This window comes from Streptomyces sp. AMJ-169 (assembly GCF_055597585.1).
In genome coordinates this window covers 266,227-290,153 of record NZ_JBVLTJ010000012.1, presented here as the reverse complement: position 1 = coordinate 290,153, position 23,927 = coordinate 266,227, and the positions used below count along the sequence as shown (strand labels likewise).

Annotated in this window: 19 protein-coding genes and 1 tRNA gene; 10 read left to right on the top strand and 10 right to left on the bottom strand. The window is 70.4% G+C overall.

Going from position 1 to position 23,927, the window contains the following annotated elements; translation table 11 throughout:
* Positions 1-53: 53 nt before the first annotated feature.
* Positions 54-737 (bottom strand): HAD family hydrolase, encoded by a 684-nt coding sequence (locus tag ACYUD3_RS28415; RefSeq protein ID WP_470975654.1) that lies wholly within the window; start codon positions 735-737, stop codon positions 54-56.
* Positions 738-867: 130 nt separating this feature from the next.
* Between ACYUD3_RS28415 and ACYUD3_RS28410 the strand changes: the two genes are divergently transcribed.
* The 3 genes from ACYUD3_RS28410 (at position 868) to ACYUD3_RS28400 (ending at position 4,206) form a co-directional block, all read left to right on the top strand.
* The gene (locus ACYUD3_RS28410; protein ID WP_470975651.1) at positions 868-2,082 is read left to right on the top strand and encodes a helix-turn-helix domain-containing protein; all 1,215 of its coding nucleotides are present in this window, start codon (positions 868-870) and stop codon (positions 2,080-2,082) included.
* 95 nt (positions 2,083-2,177) lie between these two features.
* The gene (locus ACYUD3_RS28405; protein ID WP_470975648.1) at positions 2,178-2,945 is read left to right on the top strand and encodes a DUF6415 family natural product biosynthesis protein; all 768 of its coding nucleotides are present in this window, start codon (positions 2,178-2,180) and stop codon (positions 2,943-2,945) included.
* Between the two features lie 370 nt (positions 2,946-3,315).
* Positions 3,316-4,206: a hypothetical protein gene (locus ACYUD3_RS28400; RefSeq protein ID WP_470975645.1), complete on the top strand. Its 891-nt coding sequence runs from the start codon at positions 3,316-3,318 to the stop codon at positions 4,204-4,206.
* 250 nt (positions 4,207-4,456) lie between these two features.
* On the opposite strand, the gene ACYUD3_RS28395 is transcribed toward ACYUD3_RS28400, so the two are convergent.
* From ACYUD3_RS28395 to ACYUD3_RS28375, 5 genes are all read right to left on the bottom strand, one after another.
* Positions 4,457-4,699 carry a helix-turn-helix domain-containing protein gene (locus tag ACYUD3_RS28395; RefSeq protein ID WP_470975643.1) on the bottom strand — a complete coding sequence of 81 codons (243 nt, stop codon included), beginning with the start codon at positions 4,697-4,699 and terminating at the stop codon, positions 4,457-4,459.
* Between the two features lie 114 nt (positions 4,700-4,813).
* On the bottom strand, positions 4,814-5,782 hold the full coding sequence (locus tag ACYUD3_RS28390) for a LuxR C-terminal-related transcriptional regulator (RefSeq protein WP_470975641.1): 969 nt from the start codon (positions 5,780-5,782) through the stop codon (positions 4,814-4,816).
* Positions 5,783-6,487: 705 nt separating this feature from the next.
* A tRNA-Arg gene (locus ACYUD3_RS28385) sits at positions 6,488-6,560 on the bottom strand.
* A 75-nt stretch (positions 6,561-6,635) separates the two neighbouring features.
* On the bottom strand, positions 6,636-8,387 hold the full coding sequence (locus ACYUD3_RS28380) for an IclR family transcriptional regulator domain-containing protein (protein ID WP_470975638.1): 1,752 nt from the start codon (positions 8,385-8,387) through the stop codon (positions 6,636-6,638).
* Between the two features lie 335 nt (positions 8,388-8,722).
* Positions 8,723-10,030 (bottom strand): M6 family metalloprotease domain-containing protein, encoded by a 1,308-nt coding sequence (locus tag ACYUD3_RS28375; RefSeq protein WP_470975635.1) that lies wholly within the window; start codon positions 10,028-10,030, stop codon positions 8,723-8,725.
* 389 nt (positions 10,031-10,419) lie between these two features.
* On the opposite strand from ACYUD3_RS28375, the gene ACYUD3_RS28370 reads away from it, so the two are divergent.
* A complete protein-coding gene (locus ACYUD3_RS28370; RefSeq protein ID WP_470975632.1) occupies positions 10,420-11,070 on the top strand; it encodes a TetR/AcrR family transcriptional regulator in 651 nt (216 codons plus the stop codon).
* Positions 11,071-11,252: 182 nt separating this feature from the next.
* A complete protein-coding gene (locus ACYUD3_RS28365; RefSeq protein WP_470975629.1) occupies positions 11,253-12,764 on the top strand; it encodes an MFS transporter in 1,512 nt (503 codons plus the stop codon).
* Between the two features lie 44 nt (positions 12,765-12,808).
* Here the strand turns inward: ACYUD3_RS28365 and ACYUD3_RS28360 are convergent, their stop codons facing one another.
* On the bottom strand, positions 12,809-13,321 hold the full coding sequence (locus ACYUD3_RS28360) for a MarR family winged helix-turn-helix transcriptional regulator (protein WP_470975626.1): 513 nt from the start codon (positions 13,319-13,321) through the stop codon (positions 12,809-12,811).
* A 346-nt stretch (positions 13,322-13,667) separates the two neighbouring features.
* On the opposite strand from ACYUD3_RS28360, the gene ACYUD3_RS28355 reads away from it, so the two are divergent.
* Positions 13,668-14,453 carry a dioxygenase family protein gene (locus tag ACYUD3_RS28355; RefSeq protein ID WP_470975623.1) on the top strand — a complete coding sequence of 262 codons (786 nt, stop codon included), beginning with the start codon at positions 13,668-13,670 and terminating at the stop codon, positions 14,451-14,453.
* Between the two features lie 43 nt (positions 14,454-14,496).
* On the opposite strand, the gene ACYUD3_RS28350 is transcribed toward ACYUD3_RS28355, so the two are convergent.
* Positions 14,497-15,018 carry a GNAT family N-acetyltransferase gene (locus ACYUD3_RS28350; RefSeq protein ID WP_470975620.1) on the bottom strand — a complete coding sequence of 174 codons (522 nt, stop codon included), beginning with the start codon at positions 15,016-15,018 and terminating at the stop codon, positions 14,497-14,499.
* A 150-nt stretch (positions 15,019-15,168) separates the two neighbouring features.
* Here ACYUD3_RS28350 and ACYUD3_RS28345 point away from each other — a divergent pair, with 150 nt between their 5' ends.
* On the top strand, positions 15,169-16,167 hold the full coding sequence (locus tag ACYUD3_RS28345; protein ID WP_470975617.1) for a sigma-70 family RNA polymerase sigma factor: 999 nt from the start codon (positions 15,169-15,171) through the stop codon (positions 16,165-16,167).
* A 421-nt stretch (positions 16,168-16,588) separates the two neighbouring features.
* Here the strand turns inward: ACYUD3_RS28345 and ACYUD3_RS28340 are convergent, their stop codons facing one another.
* Both ACYUD3_RS28340 and ACYUD3_RS28335 read right to left on the bottom strand, forming a co-directional pair.
* Positions 16,589-18,001 (bottom strand): glutamate decarboxylase, encoded by a 1,413-nt coding sequence (locus tag ACYUD3_RS28340; RefSeq protein ID WP_470975614.1) that lies wholly within the window; start codon positions 17,999-18,001, stop codon positions 16,589-16,591.
* 284 nt (positions 18,002-18,285) lie between these two features.
* Positions 18,286-19,269 carry a helix-turn-helix transcriptional regulator gene (locus tag ACYUD3_RS28335; protein ID WP_470975612.1) on the bottom strand — a complete coding sequence of 328 codons (984 nt, stop codon included), beginning with the start codon at positions 19,267-19,269 and terminating at the stop codon, positions 18,286-18,288.
* 261 nt (positions 19,270-19,530) lie between these two features.
* Between ACYUD3_RS28335 and ACYUD3_RS28330 the strand changes: the two genes are divergently transcribed.
* From ACYUD3_RS28330 to ACYUD3_RS28320, 3 genes are all read left to right on the top strand, one after another.
* The gene (locus tag ACYUD3_RS28330; RefSeq protein ID WP_470975609.1) at positions 19,531-20,292 is read left to right on the top strand and encodes a DeoR/GlpR family DNA-binding transcription regulator; all 762 of its coding nucleotides are present in this window, start codon (positions 19,531-19,533) and stop codon (positions 20,290-20,292) included.
* A gap of 53 nt (positions 20,293-20,345) precedes the next feature.
* Positions 20,346-21,293, top strand: coding sequence for a 1-phosphofructokinase (gene pfkB / locus ACYUD3_RS28325; protein ID WP_470975741.1), 948 nt, complete (start codon positions 20,346-20,348; stop codon positions 21,291-21,293).
* A 262-nt stretch (positions 21,294-21,555) separates the two neighbouring features.
* Complete coding sequence (locus ACYUD3_RS28320) at positions 21,556-23,688, top strand: PTS fructose transporter subunit IIABC (protein ID WP_470975606.1); 2,133 nt, start codon at positions 21,556-21,558, stop codon at positions 23,686-23,688.
* The last annotated feature ends 239 nt before the right edge of the window (positions 23,689-23,927 follow it).

Sequence of the window (23,927 nt, the reverse complement as noted above, 5' to 3'; positions counted from 1 at the left end):
GCCCCCCTGTACGGCCCATCTTGGGCCGTACAGGGGGGCATCGTCTTGTTGGGTCAGTCCCTCTGCCCGTCGCCGTGCGCCAGCTTCATCAACAGCCCCGTGTCGCGGAGGTCGGGCAATACTGCGTCCGCGCCCGCTGCCTTCAGCAGAGCCTCGCCGCTTTTCCCGGTGGCCACCGCGACCACACGTACTCCTGCGGCCCGAGCACCTTCGACGTCGGCCGGCGTATCACCGATCACCACTGCATCCGCAGGGGAGACGCTCGCGCGCTGGAGGCAGAGCCGGACCAGATCGGCTCGTACGTCGGCGTCTTCTCCGTAGGCGCCGAGGTTCCACAGGATGTGCTGATCCAGCCCGAACACCTGAAGCTTGATCTCGGCGACGCGGCGGACGTTCCCCGTGACCGCGGTCTGGAGAACGCCCTCGGTGTTGAGCGCGTCGAGAGCCGCAGCCGCGCCGGGAAGGGCATGGCCACGCTCTCGCAGCTCAGCGACGTGCGCCAGATGCTCTTCCAGCAGGGCGGTAGCGAATCTCTCGAAGTCGTCACGGCCGGTCGTCAAGCCGTGCAGCCGCGCCGTCTCGCGGAAGATCACCGACTCGGTGATCCCGTCGATCGTCGCTTGCTGACGCATGACCAGGCCGGTGGTGCGCTCGAACGCGGTGGCCGACAGGTCATGGCCCACACCTCTGGTGTCGATCAGGGTGTGGTCGATGTCCCACAAGACGAGCCGCGCCATGATGCCGTCCTCAACTGCGTTGTTTCACTTGGGCATTATCTGCCACACGAACGGGTCAGACTCCGCGCGTGGCCACGTGCGTAGTCCTACGCTGACGTTACGAGACGTGAGAGCGGAAGGGGGCCGAACGGTGATCTCACCGAGGCTGCCCGTGGGAAAGATGGTCAAGCACTACCGGCGCAAAGGCGGTCGTACACAGGCCGCGGTCGCCGGCTTGTGCGCCATCTCCGAGCGTTATCTACAGCAGATCGAGGCCGGCCAGAAAATCCCGTCGGCTGATGTGCTCGCCCGGCTCGCGGCCGAACTCGGCGTACCAGTAGCCGCGTTGCTCGCCGAGGATCCGGTGGAGGCATCGGCTGTTCCGCTCACCGTGGCCCCGGAGATCACCCGCGCGCTGAGGGGGTACGGGCCGCCGCTCAGTACTTCCCCTGTCGCGGTCACCGTCTTGAGGGAGCGCGTCGAGGAGTCGTGGGAGAGCTGGCAGTCGTCCAAGACGCGCTTCACGGACGCGGCCCTTGACCTTCCTGACCTGATCACCGATGTCGAGCACGCTGTACGCGCGCACCGCAGGGGCAACGACGTAGCAGCCCGACGGGAAGTTCTGCGCGTAGCCGTCGATCTGTACGGCCTGCTGAGGTCGTACTGCCGCCGCGCAGGGCGTCTCGATCTGTCGCTGATGGTCGCGGACCGGGCGATCCGGGCCGCCGAGGACGCGGACGATCCCCTGCGTATGGCCGCCGCTCAATGGAACCTCGGGCACGTACTCCTTTCCCACAGCGAACCCGGTGCCGTCGAAGAGGCCAAGGAGGTCGCGCTCCAGGCGGTCGACCAGTTACGGCAGGCGCCGGTGACCAAGGAGACCAAGGCTGTCGAGGGTGCCCTGGAGCTGGTGGCGGTGGTCTCCGACGGGCGGAGGCGCCGTTGGTGGGACGCCCGGCAGAGGCTTGAACGCCGGGCCCTTCCGCTCGCGAAGGAGGTGGGGGAGGGAAGCAACGTTTCTTGGACGGTGCTCGGGCCGACGAACGTCGCCATGCACGCCATGAGCATCGAGATGCTGGCCGGTGAGGCGGCCGAGGGGCTACGCGTAGCCGACGGGATCGACAGGAGCGTATTGCCCAGCCTCGAAAGGCAGTTCACCTTCGGTCTTGAAGTCGCGAGGTGCTACGACCTCCGGAAGGAGGACGCCGCTGTCTTCGTCCACCTGCTGGACCTGAAGGAACTGGCGCCGGAGGACCTCATGCGCAGCCCGCTCGCTCTGAGTATGGTGCGTGACCTGCAAGAACGGGTCCGGCCTATCCTGCGCCGCCAAGTCACCGATCTTGCCAATGGCCTCAACCTCCTCTAAGGACCCCGAACTCACAGCTCACCCGAACTCACAGTTCGGGTAGGGGCGTTCCTGGACCCGTACCTTCAGCGCACGTCGCAATGAAGGACGGAAACATGACCGACTTGATGGGCTTCTCGGTGAAGGCAGCCGGAGTGAAGTGGGACGCGGTCAAGATCAGCCGCCATCTCGCAGTCCGCGTGATGGAGATGATCGAGGCTCCAGGGGCTGTGGCCGTGGACCCGTCTCCCGCTGGGCCTGCGCTCTACTTCTTCGTCCCGCCCGGCAGCACTGTCGGATGGGACATCTCCGAAACCACCGTTCTCAGCACCAACACCCACGTGGTGATCCCGCCTTCCGAAAAGGAAGCGCCGCCCGGGCCGTACTGGCTTGTCCCTCGGGACAAGGGACTGACCTCCGCAACCGCACTCCGCCAAGCCCTTGAGACCGTCCAGAAGCAGGACGCGCCGGACCTGGTGGAGGTCCGTACGGCCGTGAACCGTCTTCTGGACCCCGAGGACCGTCCTCGTCGGGACTTAGTCAGTGCCGAGGTGACGACGCTCACCGAGACGATGCGCCAGTACCTCACCCGCCTCGTTCCGCTGGTGGAGACAGCCCTACAGCGGCTCAAGGACCATGGCGATCTTCGCTACGGCGTTCTCGCGTGTCTTGGCGAGGCCCGTGACCGGCTGAAAACCGAACCGGACCAGTACAACGGCAACCCGTTGGACTACGTCTGCTGGCTCGCCATCGTCGTCAACGCGCTCTGCGACCACTACCAGGCCCTCAGCGAGGCGGAGAGCGACGGAGAGCGTAGGCGCCGCTACCCGAGATTGGGACCGACGCAGGCCAGAAACCTCGAAGGGATCTCCGGTGACTCCTGACGAGTACTTCCGGATCGGCTTCAGCCGCCCCGACCCGGTTCCACCTCCCAACTGCGAAGCGTGCGCGACCTTGGTCAAGAAGCGGCGTGCGGCCCGAGCCGCCCGGCCGCGGGATGATTCCGCGGTGGTGGACGCCAATGTGCTGATCCGTCGGCACCACCCCGACCCGGCTGAGAACACGGCCGCGGCCGCCTGACATCTCTTCCGCCCGGTCTGGCCGCTCCCGAGGAGGCCGGGCATCCTGCCCGCCGCCGGCGCCCCAACGTCGGCGGCGGGCCCTCCGCCCGTGGCACGGGCCCCATGGCGACCGATGGGTAAGGGTCGCAACCCACTTCGCTGCTCTCCTTTCTCCTCAGGAGTTCTCGTGTACATGCCCGCACTCGTCCTGCCCGAGGAGGCCGCGCGCCTCCACGTGCTGATCGTCGAGGGCGACGTCCCCCGCAGGCTGACCGCCGATCAGCGCGCCGGCACGGTCTGCGTCTGGTGCTCCACCGACCTCAGCACCGGCCCCGGCATCACCCTCACCATTCACCTCGACCCGGACGTCGTCTCCCGCCCCCACGCGTGTTTCCTCTGCTACGCGGCCCACCAGGCATGGCTCTACGTCCACCTCGACTGGGCCGCCCACACCGAAACCCACCTGGAGTGCGGAGTACACCAGCGGTGCCCCGCCGCCGACTCCTTTCGGGACCGGCTCCTCAGCATCCACCCGCGCACCAGCAAACCGCCGCTGCACTGCTCCGCCTGCGATGCGCCGGTGGCGGGTACCGACAGCCTCCTGGCCGAGCGTGGCCTGGGGGATGCCCTGTGGTACCTGACCGTGCGCCACTCCCCCCAGCACCTCCTGGAGTGCGGCACCAAGGCGCCCGCGCACCGGACGGCATCCCCCACGGACCACTCCGCCGCCCCGGCGCCGGGGCTCTACGGCGACCGGCGCCGGGTACGCGCACCCGGCGCCGTGCTCCAGGACCGGCTCATGGCGATCCCGCCCGCCTTCATGTGGCGCTGCACCACCTGCCGGAAACTGCTGGAGGAACTCGGAAGCACCGTGCTCGCCAGCGGCGACACCGAGTCCTACGGCTGCCGGCACTACCACCACGTCCTCACCCGTCACCTCGTCGCGGACCACGCCGACGTCCTCCTCGCCCCCGGCCGCGTCTGCGCCGACTGCCCCGGCTCCACCGCCGAATGCGACCGGGCCGCGCGGGAGCACTTGGCGCGGCACCTCTTCCTCCCGCCCAGCCCTGAGAGCACGTCATGAACAACGACCTCACGGCCGACCGTCGACACAGGGTTCTGTCCTGGCGGCTGACCACGATCACGGTCGCCGTCCACCTCATCACCCTGACCATCGCCCTTCCCGGACGGCCTGCGTGACGACTTCTCGACGGCCCCCGCGCCCGGGCTCGGCCCGGTCGTGGGGGGCCGAAGGTTCGTAAAGAATGACGACCTCCGCGCCCAGGCTCGGCCCGATCCACAGGCGGCGCTCTTCCCGTCGCGCCGACGTCGGGCTACTTCCCGGCGATGAGGACGGCAAGCGGAATGTCGAGGACGTACGAGATCCGCAGGAGCGTTGCCACGGTGGGATTCGCCTGTCCGGCCTCGATCGCCTGGAGCGTACGGCGGTCGATGCCGGCCGCGAGGTGGACCCGTTCCTGGGTCAGGTTCTGACGGAGCCGTTCGTCGCGCACCTTCGTACCGACGGCCGTGAGGTAGTCGGTGATCCAGGAGGTGTCATCAGGAACGGTGCGCACCCGGTCGACCTTTGGCCGGGTGCGCCGTCATGTCGGCTGAATAGATTCAGCATTTTATGATCATGATGTGCAGAGATAGCCCTTGGTCGCCAGCGTGGCGGTGCTATCGGATGGCTACGCCAGTCTCTGTTCGCTGCTTGTGGCCCACCACATCATCAGCTCGTACGTCGACCTGAGGCCCAGGGTGTCCTGCAGGCTGGCAAGCTCCTTGTTCACCGTTCGGGTGCTCAAGTCGAGCGCTTCGCCGACCGCTTCTTGCAAGTCTCCGGCGGTCATTCGGCGCAAGATCGCCCGCTGGCGTGCTGTAGTCACGGCCGTCTGGCGGCCGAGCACGGCTTGCTCCCATGGCGTGCAGCGCGCCCAGGCGCTTTCGAATACTGCTTTCGCCCAGGTCACCGAGGCGATGTCCACCACGCACCATCCCGCGTCCTGTTCGGCGTCGGCCACCACATGGTTGTCGACGAACAGGACTTGGGTGTCAACGATCATGAAACGTGGAAGAAGGAACGTTTCTTCGTGGACACGGATTTGTGCGCCGGCCGCCAGGAGGTCTGCCGCATAGCCACGCGTCGCTTCGTGCTCCAAGGCTTCGATGGTGTAGAGCGCGCGCACGGCTACCCCTCGCTCAAGGAGCCTCCGGGTCCGTTGGACGCCGAGTTGGTGAGTAGCTGGGTCGCGTTGCTCGGGGCGCCCGGGTTGCACGGAGAGGAACTCGGTGCTGGATACCCCTAAGGCCTCCCCGATGCGGGCGTTCATGAGGGTGCGCGATGGGAAGAATTCCGAAGGGGGACCGCCGAACATCCTGTTCGGGTCGAAGTGTGCGGCCAAGCCTTCGAGTTCGGAGATGTGTCCCATGCGAGCGATGGAGTGGGCCATGGCCTCGCGCTCCTCGGCGAGCAGGCGTTGCATGGCGACGCGCGGATCAAGGGCGACCGGCCCCCAGTGGGTGGTGTCGACGAGCCCCAGAGCTACCAGGCGCTCCAACTCCTCGCCGTGGCCTATGACGTCGTTCCCCGCGATGGCGCGATAAGCCTGTCTCTCCTTCTCAGGCAGCGGTAGGGCTGCATGGTCCGATGTCTCCACTTGTCCCCCTCTACGAAGAGATGCACTTTTACGAAGCGAGTCCTACTTCACGTTTCCGCACACCAATCGCCCTTGGTTCATGGCGTTGCACGTGTCAGCCTAAGCCCACGAGCAAGACGTGCGGACATATGTTCGAATCTGTTCTGGAGGCTCTAGTGAAGAAGCTGTTGTGCACTGCGGCGGCGGTCGTGATGCTCGCGCTCGGCGGTGCGGCTGCGGCGCACGCTAACGAGGCCGGGACCGCCGACGCCGGATGGGGAGCGCCCCCGGCCGGTCCGGTTGTCGTCACGCTTGATGACGCCGGATGGGGGTGACCCTCGTTGGCGACTCGGGTGGATGCTGATCGATCCGCGTCGCGAGCTAGGCCCCTTCTGGCTGACAGTCAGCCGCCGATGGCGTGGTGGTGATCAACTCGCCCTGCGCTTCGGTTGTGCCGGGCATCACGGAGACGGTGCCCCCCCACTTGGTGGCGCCCCGGCACGGACGACCCCCGCACTCCCATGGGAGTGCGGGGGTTCGTCGTTGTGGGCCTGACCTGCACATTCTCTATGATCATTTAGGGGGAATTTAGGAGATCGGCTTTGGTAGTGAGGGTGTATCGGGGGTGTAGGTACCCCGTAGGGAGGCTGGCGCTGACGGGTACGGAGAAGGCCCCGGACTGTCCCTGAGCTGGGAAATCCGGGGCCTCCGCCCTGATCAACTACGTGCCCCCGGCAGGATTCGAACCTGCGACACCCGCTTTAGGAGAGCGGTGCTCTATCCCCTGAGCTACGAAGGCGTGGCATGCGCACTGGGTACGCACCACTGTCACATCTGACGCGCACCACAGTACCGGATGGCCCCAGGGGACAGGTCAGGTGGTGAAGCGGGAGGCGGTGGTTGTCTCCTGTTCGATCTTGGTGGCTGTTTCGCGGAGGGGTGGGAGGAGGTGGGTGAGGCAGGAGGCGGGGGAGTGGCGGGCCGTGTGGGTGGCGGTGTTCAGGGCGGCGACGACCTTGCCTTTGTGGTCGCGGAGGGGCACGGCCAGGGAACGGAGACCTTCCTCCAGCTCCTCGTCCACCAAGGCGTAGCCCTCAGCCGCAACTCTCCGCAGAAGCGGCTCCAACTCCTCCTCGCTTGTTACCGTCTTGGGCGTCAGCGGCTCCAACTCGCCCAACTCCCGCTCCTCTTGCGGCAGATCCGCCAGCAACACCCGCCCCATCGACGTCGCCCACGCCGGCAGCCGGGCCCCCACGCTCGCGTTCACCGACATCACATGCCCCGCCGTCACCCGCGCCGTGTACTGGATCTCCGACCCCACCAACACCCCCATGGACACCGGCTCCTGGATCAGCGCCGACAGCAACTCCATGTGCGGTTGCGCTATTTGAGGGAGCGTCAGTCGGGAGAGGGGAGGGAAGCCGAGGGAGAGGACCCTCGGGGTCAGGCCGAAGTGCCGTGTGTCCGTGGGCTGGTGGACCAGGCCGAGGTGCTGGTGCGTGATCAGCGCCCTGCGCGCCGTCGCCCGCGACAGCCCCGTCGCCTGCGCCACCTCCGTCAGCGTCAGCTCCGCCCGGCCCGCGCCGAACGCCGTCAGGACGCTCAGACCCCGGGCCAGCGACTCGATGAACTCCCGGCCCAGCTCCTGCTTCGACGCCCCCGTCCACGCCGCGAGCCCCGTGGCGGGCGGCGCCGCCGGGGGTTCGGGGGCCGTACGGAGCGTCTCCTCCATCCGCGTCACCGTCTCGCGCAGGCGCGGCAGCAGCGTCGTACGCAAGTCCTGCGCCGTGTGTCTGCTGGTGTGGCTGACGACGCTCGCCACGCAGGCCAGGCGGCCGGCGGCGCGGACCGGTACGGAGACGGCGACCAGGCCCGGTTCGATCAGCTGGTCGTCCACGGCGTAGCCGTCCCGGGCCGCCGCCCGTACCCGTCGTACGAAATCCTCTTCCGTAAATATGCCCGGACCCGCACCTGCACCCGCACCTGCGCCCATGCCTACGCCCCCACCTGTGCCAACGCCCGAACCCGTACTCACGCCCAACGCCCCCCTAAGGGGCATCCCCACAAACCCCTCACCCCCCGGATCCACCCCCCACCTCCCCCGCCATACCCCCCACTCCCGCTCCCCCCACTCCCCGGCGAACACCGCCCCCGGCCCCGTCCGCTCCGCCGGCAGCAGATCTCCGATCCGGAAGGACACCGACAGGGCCCGCCGCCGCGTCGTCTGGCGGATGAAACGGATGCCGTCCCCGTCCCCGACGGCCAGCGACACCGACTCGTCCAGCTCGTCCGCCAGTCCGTCCGCAAGACCGCCCAGCAGTTCCGGCAGTCGCAGCGCGCCGAGGTACGCGTTCCCCAACTCCATGACGCGCGGCGCGAGTACGGCCTCCCGGCCGGCCAGCCGGACGTACCCCATGCGCGCCAGCGTGACGGCGATCCGGTCCACGACGGACCGCGCGAGCCCCGTCTCCCGCTCCAGTGTGCTGAGGCTCAGCGCACCCCCGGCCTCGGTCAGCCGCCGCAGCACGGCCACCCCGCGCATCAGCGGCGCGACGGCCTCGGCGGGGGCGGGGGCGGACGGCAGGGGGGACGCGGACGACGGGACGGACGCGGACGACGACGGCATTGGCACGGCACTCCCGGATGAGATCTCGGGCTCACCGTACGGGACAGCACCCGCCCCTTACGGGACACCGAGCACCCTTACGGGCCACCGCCCACCTAGGGGACCCGACCCGCCCCCTAAGGGACCCGCCCCGTCCCTTAGGGACCCCGACTCCCTTAGGGGTCTCGCCCGTCCCTTAGGGACCCCGACTCCCTTAGGGGTCTCGCCCGTCCCTTAGGGACCCCGACTCCCTTAAGGGTCTCGCCCGTCCCCTAGGGACCCCGACTCCCCTTACGGGCCCCGACGCCCCCTAGGGGAACGCCAGCTCCTCGCCACCCCTCACCCCCTCACCCCCCTCACCCCGCAACCCCCCTCCCCTCCCTAGTCACCCCCACCACATAACTCCCCTCCCCCTCAACCCCCCGCACCACCACACTCACCCCGTTCCGCTTGTCCACGAACCGTTCCCCCACCCCCAACGCCGCATCCGACAGCTCCGTATGGACATTCGGACTCCGCGTGCACCCCCCGCTCCCCCGCCGCGCGTCATGCACGGACACCGGCCCCATCCCGGTGTCCACCGCCGCGTCCACCTTGTAGATCAGCACCCCGGGCCGGCAGACCGCCTCGTCGTTGCCGCCCCGCACCCGCACCTCCAGGACGTAACTGGTCCGCCCGTTCACCGGCACGACGACCAGCTTGCGTCCGCCGGCGGACGACAGCGGCGTCAGGGTGTACTCCACCGTCCCCGCCGCCGACACGCAGCTCACCTGGTCCGGGTCCAGCCACCCCAGCTTCCACTTGTGCCAGCCGAGGAAGTCGTTGTTGGCCCCCCAGTCCTCGCTCATGATGTCCCAGTGCCCGACCGCGCCCCCGCCCTCCTGGGTGTACAGGTCGGGCAGGCCGAAGACGTGGCCGTTCTCGTGCGGGAGGACGCGGTAGCCGGTCTCGGCGTAGCTGCCGCTGCCGTCGTCCTGGCGGGAGTAGACGAAGGAGGCGTTGGAGACGGGGACGCCGTCGGCGACGGGCGCGTCCGTGTTGCCGGCGAAGGTCACCGACAGGACCGTGTCCAGCGCGGAGGGGCCGGCGTTGGGAGTGACCAGCACGTTCAGCAGGTCGTACCGACGGAAGTCCACGTCCGGGTCGGCCGCCGCGACGAGGTCCTGGACCAGCTCCCGGTACCCGGGGTCGAACGGCGCCCCGCGCTCTATGCCGTACGCCTTGAACGGCTTCGGCATCCGCAGCCAGTGCCGTACGGGGGTCTCCGCGCGGTAGTCGAGACGGCCGTACGACGCCGTCCTGAACCACTCCGAGGTCTGCGGGAAGAACTCCCGGAACCGCTCCATCGCGGTGCCCTTCCCCTTCGCGTCGGGGAAGTCGATCATCAGAGTCAGCGCCCTGACCGTCCCCGTGGAGCGCGCGTACCCCCGGGCCGTCGGCACCCCCTCCGACATCTGCACCGCCGCGCCCGCCCTGATCATGCACGGCCCGAGCGCCGAGGCCCGCGCCTGCGCCACCGGATTCGCCCCGGCCGCTATCGGTCCGCCGCCGTGCGCGCGGTGCCCGGTCCCGGCCGACGTGCCGACCGCCAGGGTCAGCGCGGTCACCGACACCAGGGCCGCCGCACGGCGGGTGCGTATCCGACGGCGAGGCTGCGGCTGCATACGGGGCCCTTCGCTCCAGGCAGCCCCCGTTCACCGGCTGCCCCCTTGCGCTCACCCTCCGCCGCCGCCTCCGGCCCCGCCCGCTGAGCGGGTCCGAACGTGGCGCGCCCGCGCACGCCCCTGACCTGCCCTAGGGCCCCTAGGTCACCTACGGGCCCTGAGATCCCCTACGGCCCCTAGGGCACCTACGGACCCCGAGATCCCCTACGGCCCCTAGGTCCCCTACGGCCCCCGAAATCCCGTACAACCCCTAGGACCCCCTACATTGTGACCCAGCTCACAGAACCCCTAGGAAATATCCGGGGACCCCCTCCCCGTTTAACCCCGTGTCCGACTGAAACGGGGACCCGCTCCCCGGATCAGATCAGCCCCCCGGCAGAGGAGTCCTCGTGGAGTCGTCGACGATCCCCGCGCAGCGCAAGGCGACCCGGCCCCGCGCCGACGCCCTGCGCAACCGGGAGCGGATCGTCACCGCCGCCCGCGAGATGTTCACCGAGTTCGGCGCCGACGTACCGCTCGACGACATCGCGCGCCGCGCCGGTGTCGGCAACGCCACGCTGTACCGGAACTTCCCGGACCGCGACGCCCTCGTCCGCGAGGTCGTCTGCTCGGTGCTCGACCGCACCGCGCGGGCCGGCCGCGAGGCGCTGGCCGAGGCGGGCGACGCGTTCGCCGCCCTGGAGCGCTTCGTGCACGTCTCGGCCGACGAACGGGTCAGCGCGCTCTGCCCGATGATCTCCACCACTTTCGACGAGCAGCACCCCGACCTCGCCGCCGCCAGCGCGCGGGTCGAGGCGCTGATCGGGGAGATCATGGACCGGGCCAAGTCGGCCGGACAGCTCCGCGAGGACGTGGGCCCCGGCGACGTCATGCTCGTCGTCGCCCAGCTCAGCCGCCCCCCGGCGGGCGCCCGGTGCGTGATGGTGGACCGTTTCGTCCACCGCAGCCTCCAGATCTTCCTGGATGGCCTGCGCGCCCCCGCCCCCTCCGCCCTGCCGGGCACCCCCGCCCTGACCATGGAGGACCTGCGTCGTCCCTGAACCAGACCTGACCGATCGCGGCGGTGAGATCCGCCGCCGCACCGATTAGTTACGACGCCCCCCACCGTCAGTACACCGTCACGGCGTCCGCCTGAAGCAGGCCCCCACCGCGCCGGCCGGCCATGTCAGCACGCCCTTTTCCGCACCCAGAACACCAACGAAGCACCGGAGTGGGTCCACCCATGTCTCAGACAGCCTCCACGGCGCCCGACGCCAATCGCTGGAAGGCCCTGGCGTTCATCGCCATCGCCCAGCTGATGGTCGTCCTCGACGCCACCATCGTGAACATCGCGATGCCCTCCGCCCAGCAGGACCTGGGCATATCCGACGGCAACCGGCAGTGGATCGTCACCGCCTACGCCCTCGCCTTCGGCGGGCTGCTGCTCTTCGGCGGCCGGATCGCCGACCTCTGGGGCCGCAAGCGCACCTTCGTCGTCGGCCTCGGCGGCTTCGCGCTGGCGTCCGCGCTCGGCGGCGCCGCGACCAACCAGGCCATGCTGTTCGGCTCCCGCGCCTTCCAGGGCCTGTTCGGCGCGCTGCTGGCGCCCGCCGCGCTCTCGCTGCTCGCGGTGATGTTCACCGACGCCCGTGAGCGCGCCAAGGCGTTCGGCATCTACGGCGCCATCGCCGGCGGCGGCGGCGCGGTCGGCCTGATCCTCGGCGGCTTCCTCACCGAGTACCTGGACTGGCGCTGGACGTTCTTCGTCAACATCCCGTTCGCGATGATCGCGGCGGCCGGCGCGTACTTCGTCATCCGTGAGCCCGCCGGCGGCCGCAACCGCTCCCCGCTCGACGTGCCCGGCGTGATCCTGTCCACGCTCGGCCTGGTCGCGCTGGTCTACGGCTTCACCCGCGCCGAGACCGCCGGCTGGTCCGACGGTCTGACGATCGCCATGTTCGTCGGCTCCGTCGTCCTGCTGGCCGCCTTCGTCGCCGTCGAGGCCAGGGTCAAGGCCCCGCTGCTGCCGCTGCGTGTGATCACCGACCGCAACCGCGGCGGCATCTACCTCTCGCTGGGGCTCGCGATCATCGGCATGTTCGGTCTGTTCCTCTTCCTGACCTACTACTTGCAGGTCGTGAAGGGCTACTCGCCGGTCAAGACCGGTTTCGCGTTCCTCCCCATGGTCGCGGGCATGATCACCGGCTCCACCCAGATCGGCACCCGTCTGATGACCCGCGTCCCGGCGCGGCTGCTGATGGGCCCCGGCTTCCTCACCGCCGCGCTCGGCATGCTGCTGCTGACCCAGCTGGAGATCGGCTCCTCGTACGCCACGCTGCTGCTGCCCGGCATGGTGCTGCTCGGCCTCGGCATGGGTACGGCGTTCATGCCGGCCATGTCGCTGGCGACCACGGGTGTCGAGCCCCGGGACGCGGGTGTCGCGTCCGCCATGGTCAACACCTCGCAGCAGGTCGGCGGCGCGATCGGCACCGCCCTGCTGAACACGATCGCCGCGTCCGCGACGACGTCGTACCTCAAGGACCACCTCGCCGCGGCCGGCACCGACCGCACCCGGGCGCAGCTGGTCCAGCTCGAAGGGATGGTGCACGGGTACACCAGCGCGATCTGGTTCGCCGTCGGCATCCTGGCGCTGGCCGCGGTCATCGCGTTCACGTTCGTCAACGCCGGCCGCCCCGACCTCGGCGCTGGTGAGGGTGCCGAGGACGAGCTGAAGATCCCGGTGGCCGCGCACTGAGCCGCTGAGCCACCGCCCTGACCGGCGCGGCCCAGGGGGCGAGGTCAGCGCAGCCAGGGCAGGTCCGCACCCGCTTCGTTGGGCTGGAGGCCCTCGGCGACGATCGTCATGATCTCGCCGAGGGCCTTCTGCTGTTCCGCCGTGAGCCGCTCGAAGAGCGCGCCGCGTACGGCGTCCACATGGCCCGGCGCGGTCCGGCGCAGCACCTCGGCGCCCGCGTCCGTGAGGACGGCGAACTGGCCGCGCTTGTCCGAGGGGCAGTCCTCGCGGCGGACCCAGCCGTTCTTCTCCAGCCGCGCGATGGCGTGCGAGAGCCGGGACCGGGTGATCTTCGACTTCATGGCCAGCTGGGTCATCCGCAGCCGCCGCTGGGGGGCGTCGCCGAGGCCGACGAGCAGGCCGTAGTACATGTGCGGCATGCCGGCGTCGCGCTGGAGCTGGCGGTCCAGATGGTCCTCCAGCAGGGTCGTCGCGTGGAGATACGCGCGCCAGACGCGCTGCTCCTCTTCGGTGAGCCACTGGCGCCCGTCGGCGTGCGGGGAGGGGGTTGCCTTCATGTACTCCACAGTAGCGCCACCATTCTTGAATATTAAACAAATAGGTCGTACAGTGTGCGGTGAGTTGATGTTTTAGATTTGAAGCAACAGCTGACAGTGCTGTGCAGAGAGCTAGAACGTGCCGCGCGAGGTCGAGTGTTCAAGGCCGACCGCTGAGAGTTCAAGTACGAATGTGTCAAGGTCCATCTGGTGGATACCTGTCGGTCGGTCGGCCCTACCTCCAAGGGGCAGGTGACCGGTCGATTCGGTAATCCGGGGGTGGGTGTAGGGGCCACCCGAGTTGTCTCGGGGGATGAGACCGGCCCGACCGGTCAACCGGCCTGTTTCGGGAGAAGGAGCCGCCGCCATGTCCGCAGTGACCCAGGAACGCATGCCCGCCCTGTACCTCAGCCACGGCGCGCCGCCGCTCGCGGACGACCCCGTGTGGCCGGGCGAGCTCGCCGCGTGGTCCGCCCAGCTGCCCCGCCCCAAGGCGATCCTCATCGTCTCCGCCCACTGGGAGGAGGCCCCCCTCGCTCTCGGCGCCGTCAACCCTGTCCCTCTCGTCTACGACTTCTGGGGTTTCCCCGAGCACTACTACCGGGTGACGTACGACGCTCCCGGCGCACCGGAGCTCGCCGCGAGCGTGCGCAAGCTGCTGCGCGCCCCTGGCGTCCCCGTACAGGACATCCCCGACCGCGGCCTCGACCACGGCGCGTACGTCCCGCTGGTGGAGATGTTCCCGGCCGCCGACATCCCTGTCCTCCAGATCTCCATGCCGACACTCGATCCGGTACGTCTGATGGACATCGGCCGCAAGCTCGCGCCGCTGCGCGACGAGGGCGTCCTGATCGTCGGCTCCGGATTCTTCACCCACAACCTGGCCGCGCTGCGCGAAGCGGGCGTGCCCAGCTGGTCGGTCGAGTTCGACGACTGGGGGCGGCGGGCGCTGGAGGCGCGGGACTGGGACGGGCTGCTCGACTTCCTGGGCAAGGCGCCGGCCGGGCGGTACGCGCATCCTCGTACCGAGCACTTCGCTCCGCTGTTCGTGACCATGGGGGCGGCGGAGGCGGCGGGGGAGCTGGATGCGCAGCGGTCGGTGATCGAGGGGTTCTGGATGGGGCTGGCCAAGAGGTCTGTGCAGTTCGGGTGAGGGCTGGGGGTTTGCGGCGGGCGTGGCTTGTTCGGGTGGGCTGCTAGAGGTTCTTCTCGTACCAGGCGACGTCCCAGTAGCGCCCGAACTTGCGGCCCACCTCGCGGAACGTGCCGACGTGGCGGAAGCCGAGGCGTTCGTGCAGGCGCACGGACGCCTCGTTGGGCTGGGCGATGGCGGCGTACGCGCGGTGGACGTCCTCCTTCTCGCGCAGGGCCGCGAACAGGGACTCGTACAGGAGAGTGCCGATGCCGCGGCGGCCGGCGTCGGGGGCGACGTACACCGTGACCTCCACGGATGTCTCATAGGCCGGCTTCGGGCGGTAAGGGCTGGATGTGGCGTAGCCGAGAATCCGCTGTGAGTCCGTGCCCGTGGCAACCATCAGGCGGTACCGGCCGTCTTCAGGATGGGAGAGCAGCCAAGGGCGGCGCTCTTCCGGAGTGAAGGCCACGGTGTCGAATGTGATGGACGTCTCACGGACGTAGTGGTTGTAGAGGTCGGTGAGGGCTGCCAGATCGCCCTCGATCCCCGGTCTGACCTGCACCTCTGTCGATTCGTCCGACATCCCGACCTCCTCGTGTGGCCGGGCAGGATACTGCAAGATCAGAAAATTGGAGGGACGGGTTGGGAATTCTGTCCTGATTCCAGTCGTTGTTTCCTTCGAACGGAACTGAACAGGACCCCACCGCCAGCCCACCATCGCAAGGGAGCACGCATGGCAACCCGTGCCGTCGCCCGTCGTCAGTCCGCCACCGGCGAGACGGACGGCGCGGCCCGCAGTGTTCGCGCCACCGGCGGCGAGATCGCCGACCGCGATCTGGTCGGCATGTACCTCGACGAGATCGCGCGGACCCCGCTGCTCGACGCGGCGAAGGAAGTCGAGCTGTCGCAGATCATCGAGGCGGGTGTCTTCGCGCGCCAGGTCCTGGAGGGTGACGAGACCTCGGCGTCCGGCGCCTCCCGCGAGGAGCTCCAGGCCCTGGTCGACGCCGGCGAGCGCGCCAAGGACGTCTTCATACGGTCCAACCTGCGCCTCGTCGTCGCCGTCGCCCGGCGCTACCCGCGCAGCGGCCTGCCCCTGCTCGACCTGATCCAGGAGGGCAACGCGGGTCTGGTCCGCGCGGTGGAGAAGTTCGACTACGCCAAGGGCTTCAAGTTCTCCACGTACGCGACGTGGTGGATCCGCCAGGCGATCACCCGCTCGATAGCCGACCAGTCGCGCACGATCAGGCTGCCCGTCCACCTCGTCGAGGAGCTCGGCCGCATCCGCCGGGTCCAGCGCGAGTTCAACCGTGAGCACGGCCGTGACCCCGAGCCCGCGGAGATCGCGGCGGAGCTGGGCTCGACCCCGGAGCGGGTCACGGACGTCCTGGACTGGGCGCGCGACCCGGTCTCCCTGAACATGGCGGTGGACGACGAGGGGGAGACCCAGTTCGGCGACCTCCTGGAGGACACCTCCGCGGTCAGCCCCGAGCAGTCCGTCATGACCCTGCTGCGCAGCGAGGAGCTGGACGGCCTCATCGACCGCCTCGACCCGCGCACCGCCTCCATCATCAAGATGCGCTACGGCATCGACGACGGCCGGGAGCGGACGCTGACCGAGGTCGGCAAGGAACACGGCCTCACCCGCGAGCGGATCCGGCAGATCGAGAAGCACGCGCTGCTGGAGCTGAAGAAGCTGGCGCGGGACACGGGGTTCGAGGCGGCGGCGTAACGGAAACGGTGGTGAGGGGGCGCGAGGGGATGTACGAGGGGCGTACGCCGGAGTGGCCGGGCCCGCGCGAACATGGCCGGGTAACCCCGCTTCAACGCCCTGCCGCCAGGGAACAACCCAGCAGGGAACAAGAGTTCGGCTTTTATGGGCTCGGCCGCGGTGAGCGTGTCCCGCTGTGAACGGCCCCTTGAGGGGGCATCCTGAACCACGTCCCGACGCTATCCCCCCCCGGCGCCGGGACCTCCCGAGCCGGTCTTCGGTGCCCTCCCCCCCCTGGGCGCCGGAGGCCGGCTCCTTTTGTTCCCGGACCTGATCTTTGTTCCCGTACCTGAGCCGGACATGAGAAGGACGGGCCACCCCGAACCTGAACCCCGGGGTGGCCCGCCCGGAGGCCAGATTGTGCCATACGTGTGGGGCGCGCTCAGTGGTGGAACCCCGTCGCCGCGTCCTTGTCCCTCGTCAACGGGTGGGGCTGGCGGCGGAGTTCGGGCAGGAGGCGGGTGAGGTCCTCGACGAGGAGATCCGCGAGGTCGTGCGAGAAGCCGTTGCGGCACACGATCCGCAGGACGGAGAGGTCCTCCCGGTTCGGCGGGAAGGTGTACGCCGGGACCAGCCAGCCGCCCTCCCGCAGCCGCCGGGAGACGTCGAAGACGTCGTACGCCGTGACGTGGTCGGCGGTGGTGACGGCGAACACCGGGAGTTCGTCGCCCCGGGTCAGCAGCCGGAAGTCGCCGAGGGCCTCGATACGGTCGGCGAGGGAGCGGGCGACGTCGCGGGTGGTGCGCTGCACCGCGCGGTAGCCGTCGCGGCCGAGCCGCAGGAACGAGTAGTACTGGGCGACGACCTGCGCGCCGGGGCGGGAGAAGTTCAGCGCGAACGTGGGCATGTCCCCGCCCAGGTAGTTCACCCGGAACACCAGCTCCTCGGGCAGCGCCTCCTTGTCCCGCCACAGCGCCCAGCCGACGCCGGGGTAGACGAGCCCGTACTTGTGCCCCGAGGTGTTGATCGAGACGACGCGGGGCAGCCGGAAGTCCCACACCAGCTCCTCGTCGAGGAACGGCGCGACCATGGCGCCGGACGCGCCGTCGACATGGACCGGCACATCGAGACCCGTACGCTCCTGCAACGCGTCGAGCGCCGCGCAGAGTTCCCCGATCGGCTCGTAGGAGCCGTCGAAGGTGGAGCCGAGGATGCCGACGACCCCGATGGTGTTCTCGTCGCACAATTCGGCGGCGGCCTGCGGGTCGAGGTGGAAGCGGTCGCCCTCCATGGGCACCTGCCGGGCCTCCACCTCCCAGAAGTTGCAGAACTTCTCCCAGCAGACCTGCACGTTCACGCCCATGACGAGATTGGGCCGGGCCCCCGGATAGCGGTCGGCGTTGCGCCGCGTCCAGCGCCGTTTCAGCGCCATGCCGGCGAGCATGCACGCCTCGCTGGAGCCGGTGGTCGAACAGCCCACGGCCGCGGCGGGGTCCGGCGCGTGCCAGAGGTCCGCGAGCATCGCCACGCACCGCCGCTCCAGCTCGGCCGTGCGCGGGTACTCGTCCTTGTCGATCATGTTCTTGTCACGGCACTCGGCCATCAGCACTCCGGCCTGCGGCTCCATCCACGTCGTCACGAACGTGGCCAGATTCAGCCGGGAGTTGCCGTCCAGCATCAGCTCGTCGTGCACCAGCTGGTATGCCGTCGAGGGGGCCATCGGGCCGTCCGCCAGCCGGTGCTTGGGCGGCGCCTCGGTCATCCCGCCGACCGGATCCGCCTCCCCGAGGAAGAACGGGTTCACGGACACCGCCCGGTCCTCATGGTGCTTCTGCGGCCCACTGTGCAAAGCCATCGCGCTGTCTCCTGCCGTGTCGCCGGGTCACCTGGTCCTTGCCTCAGTACCCCTTCCGGACGGGGTGTGACCGGGGGGAGGGTGAGAGGAGGGGAAGGGTCGCCTGGATGGCGGACGAGGGGGGCGGGCGTCTTTGTGCCGGGGACGGGGCTGGCGTGTTCGCTCCGGGTCCGGAACCCGGCGGACGGAGACGGGGCTGGCGTGTTCGCTCCGGGTCCGGAACCCGGCGGACGGAGACGGGGCTGGCGTGTTCGCTCCGGGTCCGGAACCCGGCGGCGGCTGGCTCATCCACCGCCCGCCCTGCTGAACCTCCCTCCCAACTCCCGTACGCACTGCACCAGTTCCGCCGGCCCCCGGACCACGAACTCCGCGCCCACCCCCACCAGCCGCACGGCCGTCCACTCCACCGGCGACGAACTCACCCCGCGCACCCGGCACCACCCGCTCGCCACCTCCTCCTCTTTCCCGGACGGCTCCGCCACCGCCCACCCCATCGGCAGCCGCCCGGCGAGTTCCCCGGGCGTCACGGCGAAGTCCACCTCGACGACGTACTCCTCGTGCGGCCGGCGGATGGAGCGCCGGACGTACTCCGTGGCGCTGCCCTCGGGCATCTCCCGGGCGGCGAACCGCGCCCCGGTCGCGAACGGCTCGCTCAGCCGGTCCACCCGGAACGTCCGCCAGTCCCCCCGGTCCAGGTCGTAGGCGACGAGATACCAGCGCCTCCCGGTGGACACGAGCCGGTACGGCTCCGCCAGCCGGCGCGTGGCGCTGCCGTCCCGCGCCCGGTAGGCGAACCGCAGCCGCTCGTGCCCGGCGATCGAGGAGGCGATCGCGGTGAGCGTCTCCGGCGCGACCAGCGCACCGTCCCCGCTGGTCAGCGCGGTCGTCGCGGACTGGAGATCGGCGACCCGGCGGCGCAGCCGGGCCGGCAGCACCTGCTCCAGCTTCGCCAGCGCCCGCACCGACGCCTCGTCCACCCCCTCGACCGCGTGCCCGGCGCCCGCCCGCAGCCCCACGGCGATGGCGACGGCCTCCTCGTCGTCCAGCACCAGCGGCGGCATCGCCTTCCCCGCGACCAGCCGGTACCCGCCGTCCGCGCCCTTCGTCGCCCGCACGGGATAGCCCAGCTCCCGCAGCCGGTCGATGTCGCGCCGCACGGTCCGCCGCGACACCCCGAGCCGCCCGGCCAGCTCACCCCCCGGCCACTCGCGGGGCGTCTGGAGCAGGGACAGCAACTGAAGCAGCCGCGCGGGAGTGCCTGTCGTCATGCTCCGAGCATCCTCCTTGTCCAGGACAGGAGCTGACCTCTTTCCCGGCGGAGCCGAAGTCCGTTCATGCCCGAATAGCGTCCGAACCTGTTTACTTTCCGGAAATCTCCGCGTAGCCTCCCCTCGAAACCACAAGCTCGGGCGTCATCCGGAAGTGAACGGACATCTACCGGACACTGAACCGGGCACTGGGCATCAGACGTTGATCGAATAGCGCCGGCCCCGGCGCGCGAGACGGAACGGACCACGGAGGCGAACGACATGTACGCACCGGAGCGGCAGCAGGAGATCCTGCGGCTCGCCCGCGACGGCGGCCGGGTGGACGTCGTGTCGCTGGCCGAGGAGTTCCAGGTCACCGCGGAGACGATCCGCCGGGACCTGAAGTCCCTCGACCGCGCGGGCCTGGTGCGCCGGGTGCACGGCGGCGCGATACCGGTCGGGCGCCTGGACTTCGAGCCCGACCTCGCCGAACGCGAGTCGACCTCCGCCGACGAGAAGGACCGCATCGCCAGGGCGGCCCTCGGCGAGCTGCCCATGGACGGCACCGTCATCCTCGACGCCGGCACCACCGTCGCCCGGCTGGCCGCCGCCATCCCGCTGGAGGCGACCCTGACCGTCGTCACCCACAGCCTCCCCATCGCCGCCCGCCTCGCCGACCACCCCGGCATCCAGCTCCACCTGGTCGGCGGCCGCGTACGCCACCGCACCCGCGCCGCCGTCGACGCCTGGGCGCTGCGCGCGTACGGCGAGATCCGCGCGGACGTCCTCTTCGTCGCGGCCAACGGCTTCTCGGCCGAACACGGGCTCACCACCCCCGACCTCGCCGAGTCCGCGGTCAAGCGGGCCGCCGTCGCCGCCGCCCGCCGCGTGGTCCTGCTGGCCGACTCCGCCAAACACGGCCAGGAGCACTTCGCCCGCTTCGGCGACCTGAACGACGTGGACCTGCTGATCACCGACAGCGGACTCGGCGACGACGAGGCGTCCGCCCTCGAACGCGGCGGCCCGGAGGTGGTGCGCGCATGAGCTGCACGAACCCCGGACGTACGAAGCTCACCGGCACGACTGACGAGAACGGCATGATCCTCACCGTCACCCCGAACCCCTCCCTGGACCGCACCTACGAGGTCCCCTCCCTCGACCGCGGCGAGGTCATCCGCGCCACCGGCGAGCGCATGGACCCCGGCGGCAAGGGCGTCAACGTCTCGCGCGCCGTCGCCGCGGCCGGCCGCCGCACGGTCGCCGTCCTGCCGCTCGGCGGCGCGCCCGGCGCCCTCGTCGCCGACCTGCTCGACGCCCAGGGCATCGAGGTCGCCCCCGTCCCCGTCACCGGCGCGACCCGCTCCAACATCGCGCTCGCCGAGACCGACGGCGTCCTCACGAAGATCAACGCGCCGGGCCCCGAACTGTCGGCGGCCGAACAGGAACTCCTCCTCGACACCGTCCGCGAGCAGTCCCGGGACGCCGACTGGATCGCCTGCTGCGGCAGCCTCCCGCGCGGCCTCGCGCCGTCCTGGTACGCCGACGTCGTCACCCGCGCCCACGCGGGCGGCGCCCGCATCGCCCTCGACACCTCAGGACCCGCCCTCCTGGAGGCCCTGCGCGCCCGCCCCGACGTCGTCAAGCCCAACGCCGAGGAACTCGCCGAAGCCGTCGGCCGCCCCCTGGCCACCGTCGGCGACGCCCTCAAGGCCGCCGAGGAGCTGCGCGCGATGGGCGCCCGCGCGGTCCTGGCGAGCCTCGGCGCGGACGGCCAGCTCCTCGTCGAGGACGGCGGCACGTACTTCGCCCAGGCCCGCGTCACCACCGTCCGCAGCAACGTCGGCGCCGGTGACTCCTCCCTCGCCGGCTTCCTCATCGCCGGCGGCACCGGCCCCGCCGCCCTCGCCTCCGCCGCCGCCCACGGCGCAGCCGCCGTCCAGCTCCCCGGCAGTGTCATGCCCACCCCCGCCGACCTGGCCCCCGAGACGGTGACGGTGACCTCCCAGATCCCCCTGGACCGGGAACTGACGGAGCCGGTCTCATGAGGACCGGCTCCGCCCGAGAGGCGTACCCCGCCGCGGTGACGCTCCCGCCGGCCACCGGGGCCGGTGTGAAGGGGCGGCACCTCACGGACCCCGGCGAGCGGACCCGTCCCCGGCCGGCCACGGCCCGCTGGATCTCCGCCGGCCTCGTACCCCTGGCCCCCGAGCGGCAAGGCCTCCCCTTAACGGCGGCTGCCTCCGCCCTCACTCCCCTCCCCCTCTTCACCCCCGCCCCCAAGGCGATACGCGTGCGAAGGAGCCCGCGATGAGCGACATGATCACCGCGGACCTGGTCGACCTCGACCTGTCCGCCGAGAGCAAGGAAGCGGCGGCGCGATCCCTCGCCGAGCGCATGGTGGCCCTGGGCCGGGTGACCGACCTGGACGGTTTCCTCGCCGACGTGGCGGCCCGCGAGGCGCAGATGCCGACCGGCCTCGACGGCGGCATCGGCATCCCGCACTGCCGCAGCGCCCACGTCACCGAGCCGACCCTGGCCTTCGGCCGCAGCGCCGCGGGCGTCGACTTCGGCGCCCCGGACGGCCCGGCGGACCTGATCTTCCTGATCGCCGCCCCGGCCGGCGCCGACGACGCCCACCTCACGATCCTGTCCTCCCTGGCCCGCAAGCTGATGAACGCCGAGTTCACCGACGCCCTGCGCGCGGCGAGCGACCCGGCGACGACGGCGGCGCTGATCCGGGGCGAGAAGGAGCCGAGGGAGGTCTCCGCGGAGACCGAGGGCGGGGCCGGGACCGAGGGCACGGCCGGCGCTGAGAGCGGGGCCGGTGCCAAGGGCGGCGCCGAGACCTCCGCCCCCGAAGACTCCGCTGCGGCACCGGTGGCGGCCTCCACCGGTGCCGTAGCGGCAGAGCAGTCCCCGGCCGCCGGGGACGCGACGGAAGGCGCCCCCTTCCGCATCGTCGCCGTCACCTCCTGCCCCACCGGCATCGCCCACACCTACATGGCCGCCGAGTCCCTGGAGAACGCCGGCCGTGAGGCGGGCGTCCAGCTCACCGTCGAGACCCAGGGCTCGGCCGGATTCACCCGGCTCGACCCCGAGGCCATCGCGGCGGCCGACGGCGTGATCTTCGCCCATGACGTCCCGGTCCGCGACAAGGACCGCTTCGCGGGCAAGCCGACCGTCGACGTCGGGGTGAAGGCCGGCATCAACCGCCCCGCCGAACTCATCGCCGAGGTCCGCGACAAGGCCGCCCGAGGCGTCGTCACCGCCCCGGCCGGCGCCGGGTCCACCCCGGTCGAGCGCTCGGGCGACTCCACCGAGGGGTACGGCACCAAGCTCCGCAAGTGGCTGATGTCCGGCGTCAGTTACATGGTCCCCTTCGTCGCCGCGGGCGGTCTCCTCATCGCCCTCGGGTTCGCGATCGGCGGCTACAAGATCAACAAGGCGCCGTCGGTCATGGACCACTTCGTGTGGACCCAGTCCGACAGCTGGGCCGCGCTGCTCTTCCAGATCGGCGCCGTCTCCTTCGGCTTCCTCGTCCCCGTCCTCGCCGGATACATCGCCTACGGGATGGCGGACCGGCCAGGCCTGGTCCCCGGCTTCGTCGGCGGCATGATTGCCTCCACCATCAACGCGGGCTTCCTCGGCGGCCTCGCCGCCGGTCTCCTCGCGGGCGGCGTCGTGATGGGCATCCAGAAGGTCAAGATCCCGGCGGCGCTGCGCGGCATCATGCCCGTGGTGGTGATCCCGCTGATCTCCACGGCGATCGTCGGCTTCCTGATGTTCGTCGTCATCGGCAAGCCCATCGCCTCCGCCCAGAAGGGCATGACCGACTGGCTGAACGGCCTCACCGGCTCCAACGCCGTCCTGCTCGGCGCCCTTCTCGGCCTGATGATGTGCTTCGACCTCGGCGGCCCCGTCAACAAGGTCGCGTACACCTTCGCCACCGCCGGCATCGCCGTCACCGATCCCGGTGACTCCGCGATGAAGGTCATGGCCGCCGTCATGGCCGCCGGTATGGTCCCGCCGCTGGCGATGGCCCTCGCGACGACCGTCCGCGGCAAGCTCTTCACCGCGACCGAGCGGGAGAACGGCAAGGCCGCCTGGGTCCTGGGCGCCTCCTTCATCTCCGAGGGCGCCATCCCGTTCGCCGCGGCCGACCCGCTGCGCGTCATCCCGGCCTCGATGGCGGGCGGCGCCGTCACCGGCGCGCTCTCGATGGCCTTCGACGCCACCCTGCGCGCCCCGCACGGCGGCATCTTCGTCGTCCCGCTGATCGGCAACCCCTTCCTCTACCTGATCGCCCTCGCGGCCGGCGTCTGCGTCACCACCGCGCTGGTCGTCCTCCTCAAGGGCCTGCGCAAGCCGGCCGCCCCCGCCCCGGCCGACTCCACCCCGGCCCCCGCCACCACCGAGCCCAAGCAGCCGATAGCGGCGTAACCCCGCCCCCCGGCCCCAGAACCGGCCGCGACCCCACCGAGAACCGGACGGGGCCGCGGCCGGCTCGATTTCCGGCCCCCGGACGAGGACTCCCCACCGGCAAGTCCGGGCGACGGCTCCTCGCAAACGGCCCCCTAGGGCGGCTCCCCGCAACCCCCTTCCGAAGGCGCCCACTTCAACGCCCACTGCGCTCACCTCCCTTCTCCGCCCAGCGGCCCACCGCAACACCTTCTCCAGTG

What these genes read in the sequence shown, in the direction of transcription:
- ACYUD3_RS28415 (WP_470975654.1), bottom strand. Translation starts at nt 737, where the DNA reads ATGGCGCGGCTCGTCTTGTGGGACATCGACCACACCCTGATCGACACC.
- ACYUD3_RS28405 (WP_470975648.1), top strand. Translation starts at nt 2,178, where the DNA reads ATGACCGACTTGATGGGCTTCTCGGTGAAGGCAGCCGGAGTGAAGTGG.
- ACYUD3_RS28400 (WP_470975645.1), top strand. Translation starts at nt 3,316, where the DNA reads ATGCCCGCACTCGTCCTGCCCGAGGAGGCCGCGCGCCTCCACGTGCTG.
- ACYUD3_RS28380 (WP_470975638.1), bottom strand. Translation starts at nt 8,387, where the DNA reads ATGCCGTCGTCGTCCGCGTCCGTCCCGTCGTCCGCGTCCCCCCTGCCG.
- ACYUD3_RS28375 (WP_470975635.1), bottom strand. Translation starts at nt 10,030, where the DNA reads ATGCAGCCGCAGCCTCGCCGTCGGATACGCACCCGCCGTGCGGCGGCC.
- ACYUD3_RS28365 (WP_470975629.1), top strand. Translation starts at nt 11,253, where the DNA reads ATGTCTCAGACAGCCTCCACGGCGCCCGACGCCAATCGCTGGAAGGCC.
- ACYUD3_RS28360 (WP_470975626.1), bottom strand. Translation starts at nt 13,321, where the DNA reads ATGAAGGCAACCCCCTCCCCGCACGCCGACGGGCGCCAGTGGCTCACC.
- ACYUD3_RS28355 (WP_470975623.1), top strand. Translation starts at nt 13,668, where the DNA reads ATGTCCGCAGTGACCCAGGAACGCATGCCCGCCCTGTACCTCAGCCAC.
- ACYUD3_RS28350 (WP_470975620.1), bottom strand. Translation starts at nt 15,018, where the DNA reads ATGTCGGACGAATCGACAGAGGTGCAGGTCAGACCGGGGATCGAGGGC.
- ACYUD3_RS28345 (WP_470975617.1), top strand. Translation starts at nt 15,169, where the DNA reads ATGGCAACCCGTGCCGTCGCCCGTCGTCAGTCCGCCACCGGCGAGACG.
- ACYUD3_RS28340 (WP_470975614.1), bottom strand. Translation starts at nt 18,001, where the DNA reads ATGGCTTTGCACAGTGGGCCGCAGAAGCACCATGAGGACCGGGCGGTG.
- ACYUD3_RS28335 (WP_470975612.1), bottom strand. Translation starts at nt 19,269, where the DNA reads ATGACGACAGGCACTCCCGCGCGGCTGCTTCAGTTGCTGTCCCTGCTC.
- ACYUD3_RS28330 (WP_470975609.1), top strand. Translation starts at nt 19,531, where the DNA reads ATGTACGCACCGGAGCGGCAGCAGGAGATCCTGCGGCTCGCCCGCGAC.
- pfkB (WP_470975741.1), top strand. Translation starts at nt 20,346, where the DNA reads ATGATCCTCACCGTCACCCCGAACCCCTCCCTGGACCGCACCTACGAG.
- ACYUD3_RS28320 (WP_470975606.1), top strand. Translation starts at nt 21,556, where the DNA reads ATGAGCGACATGATCACCGCGGACCTGGTCGACCTCGACCTGTCCGCC.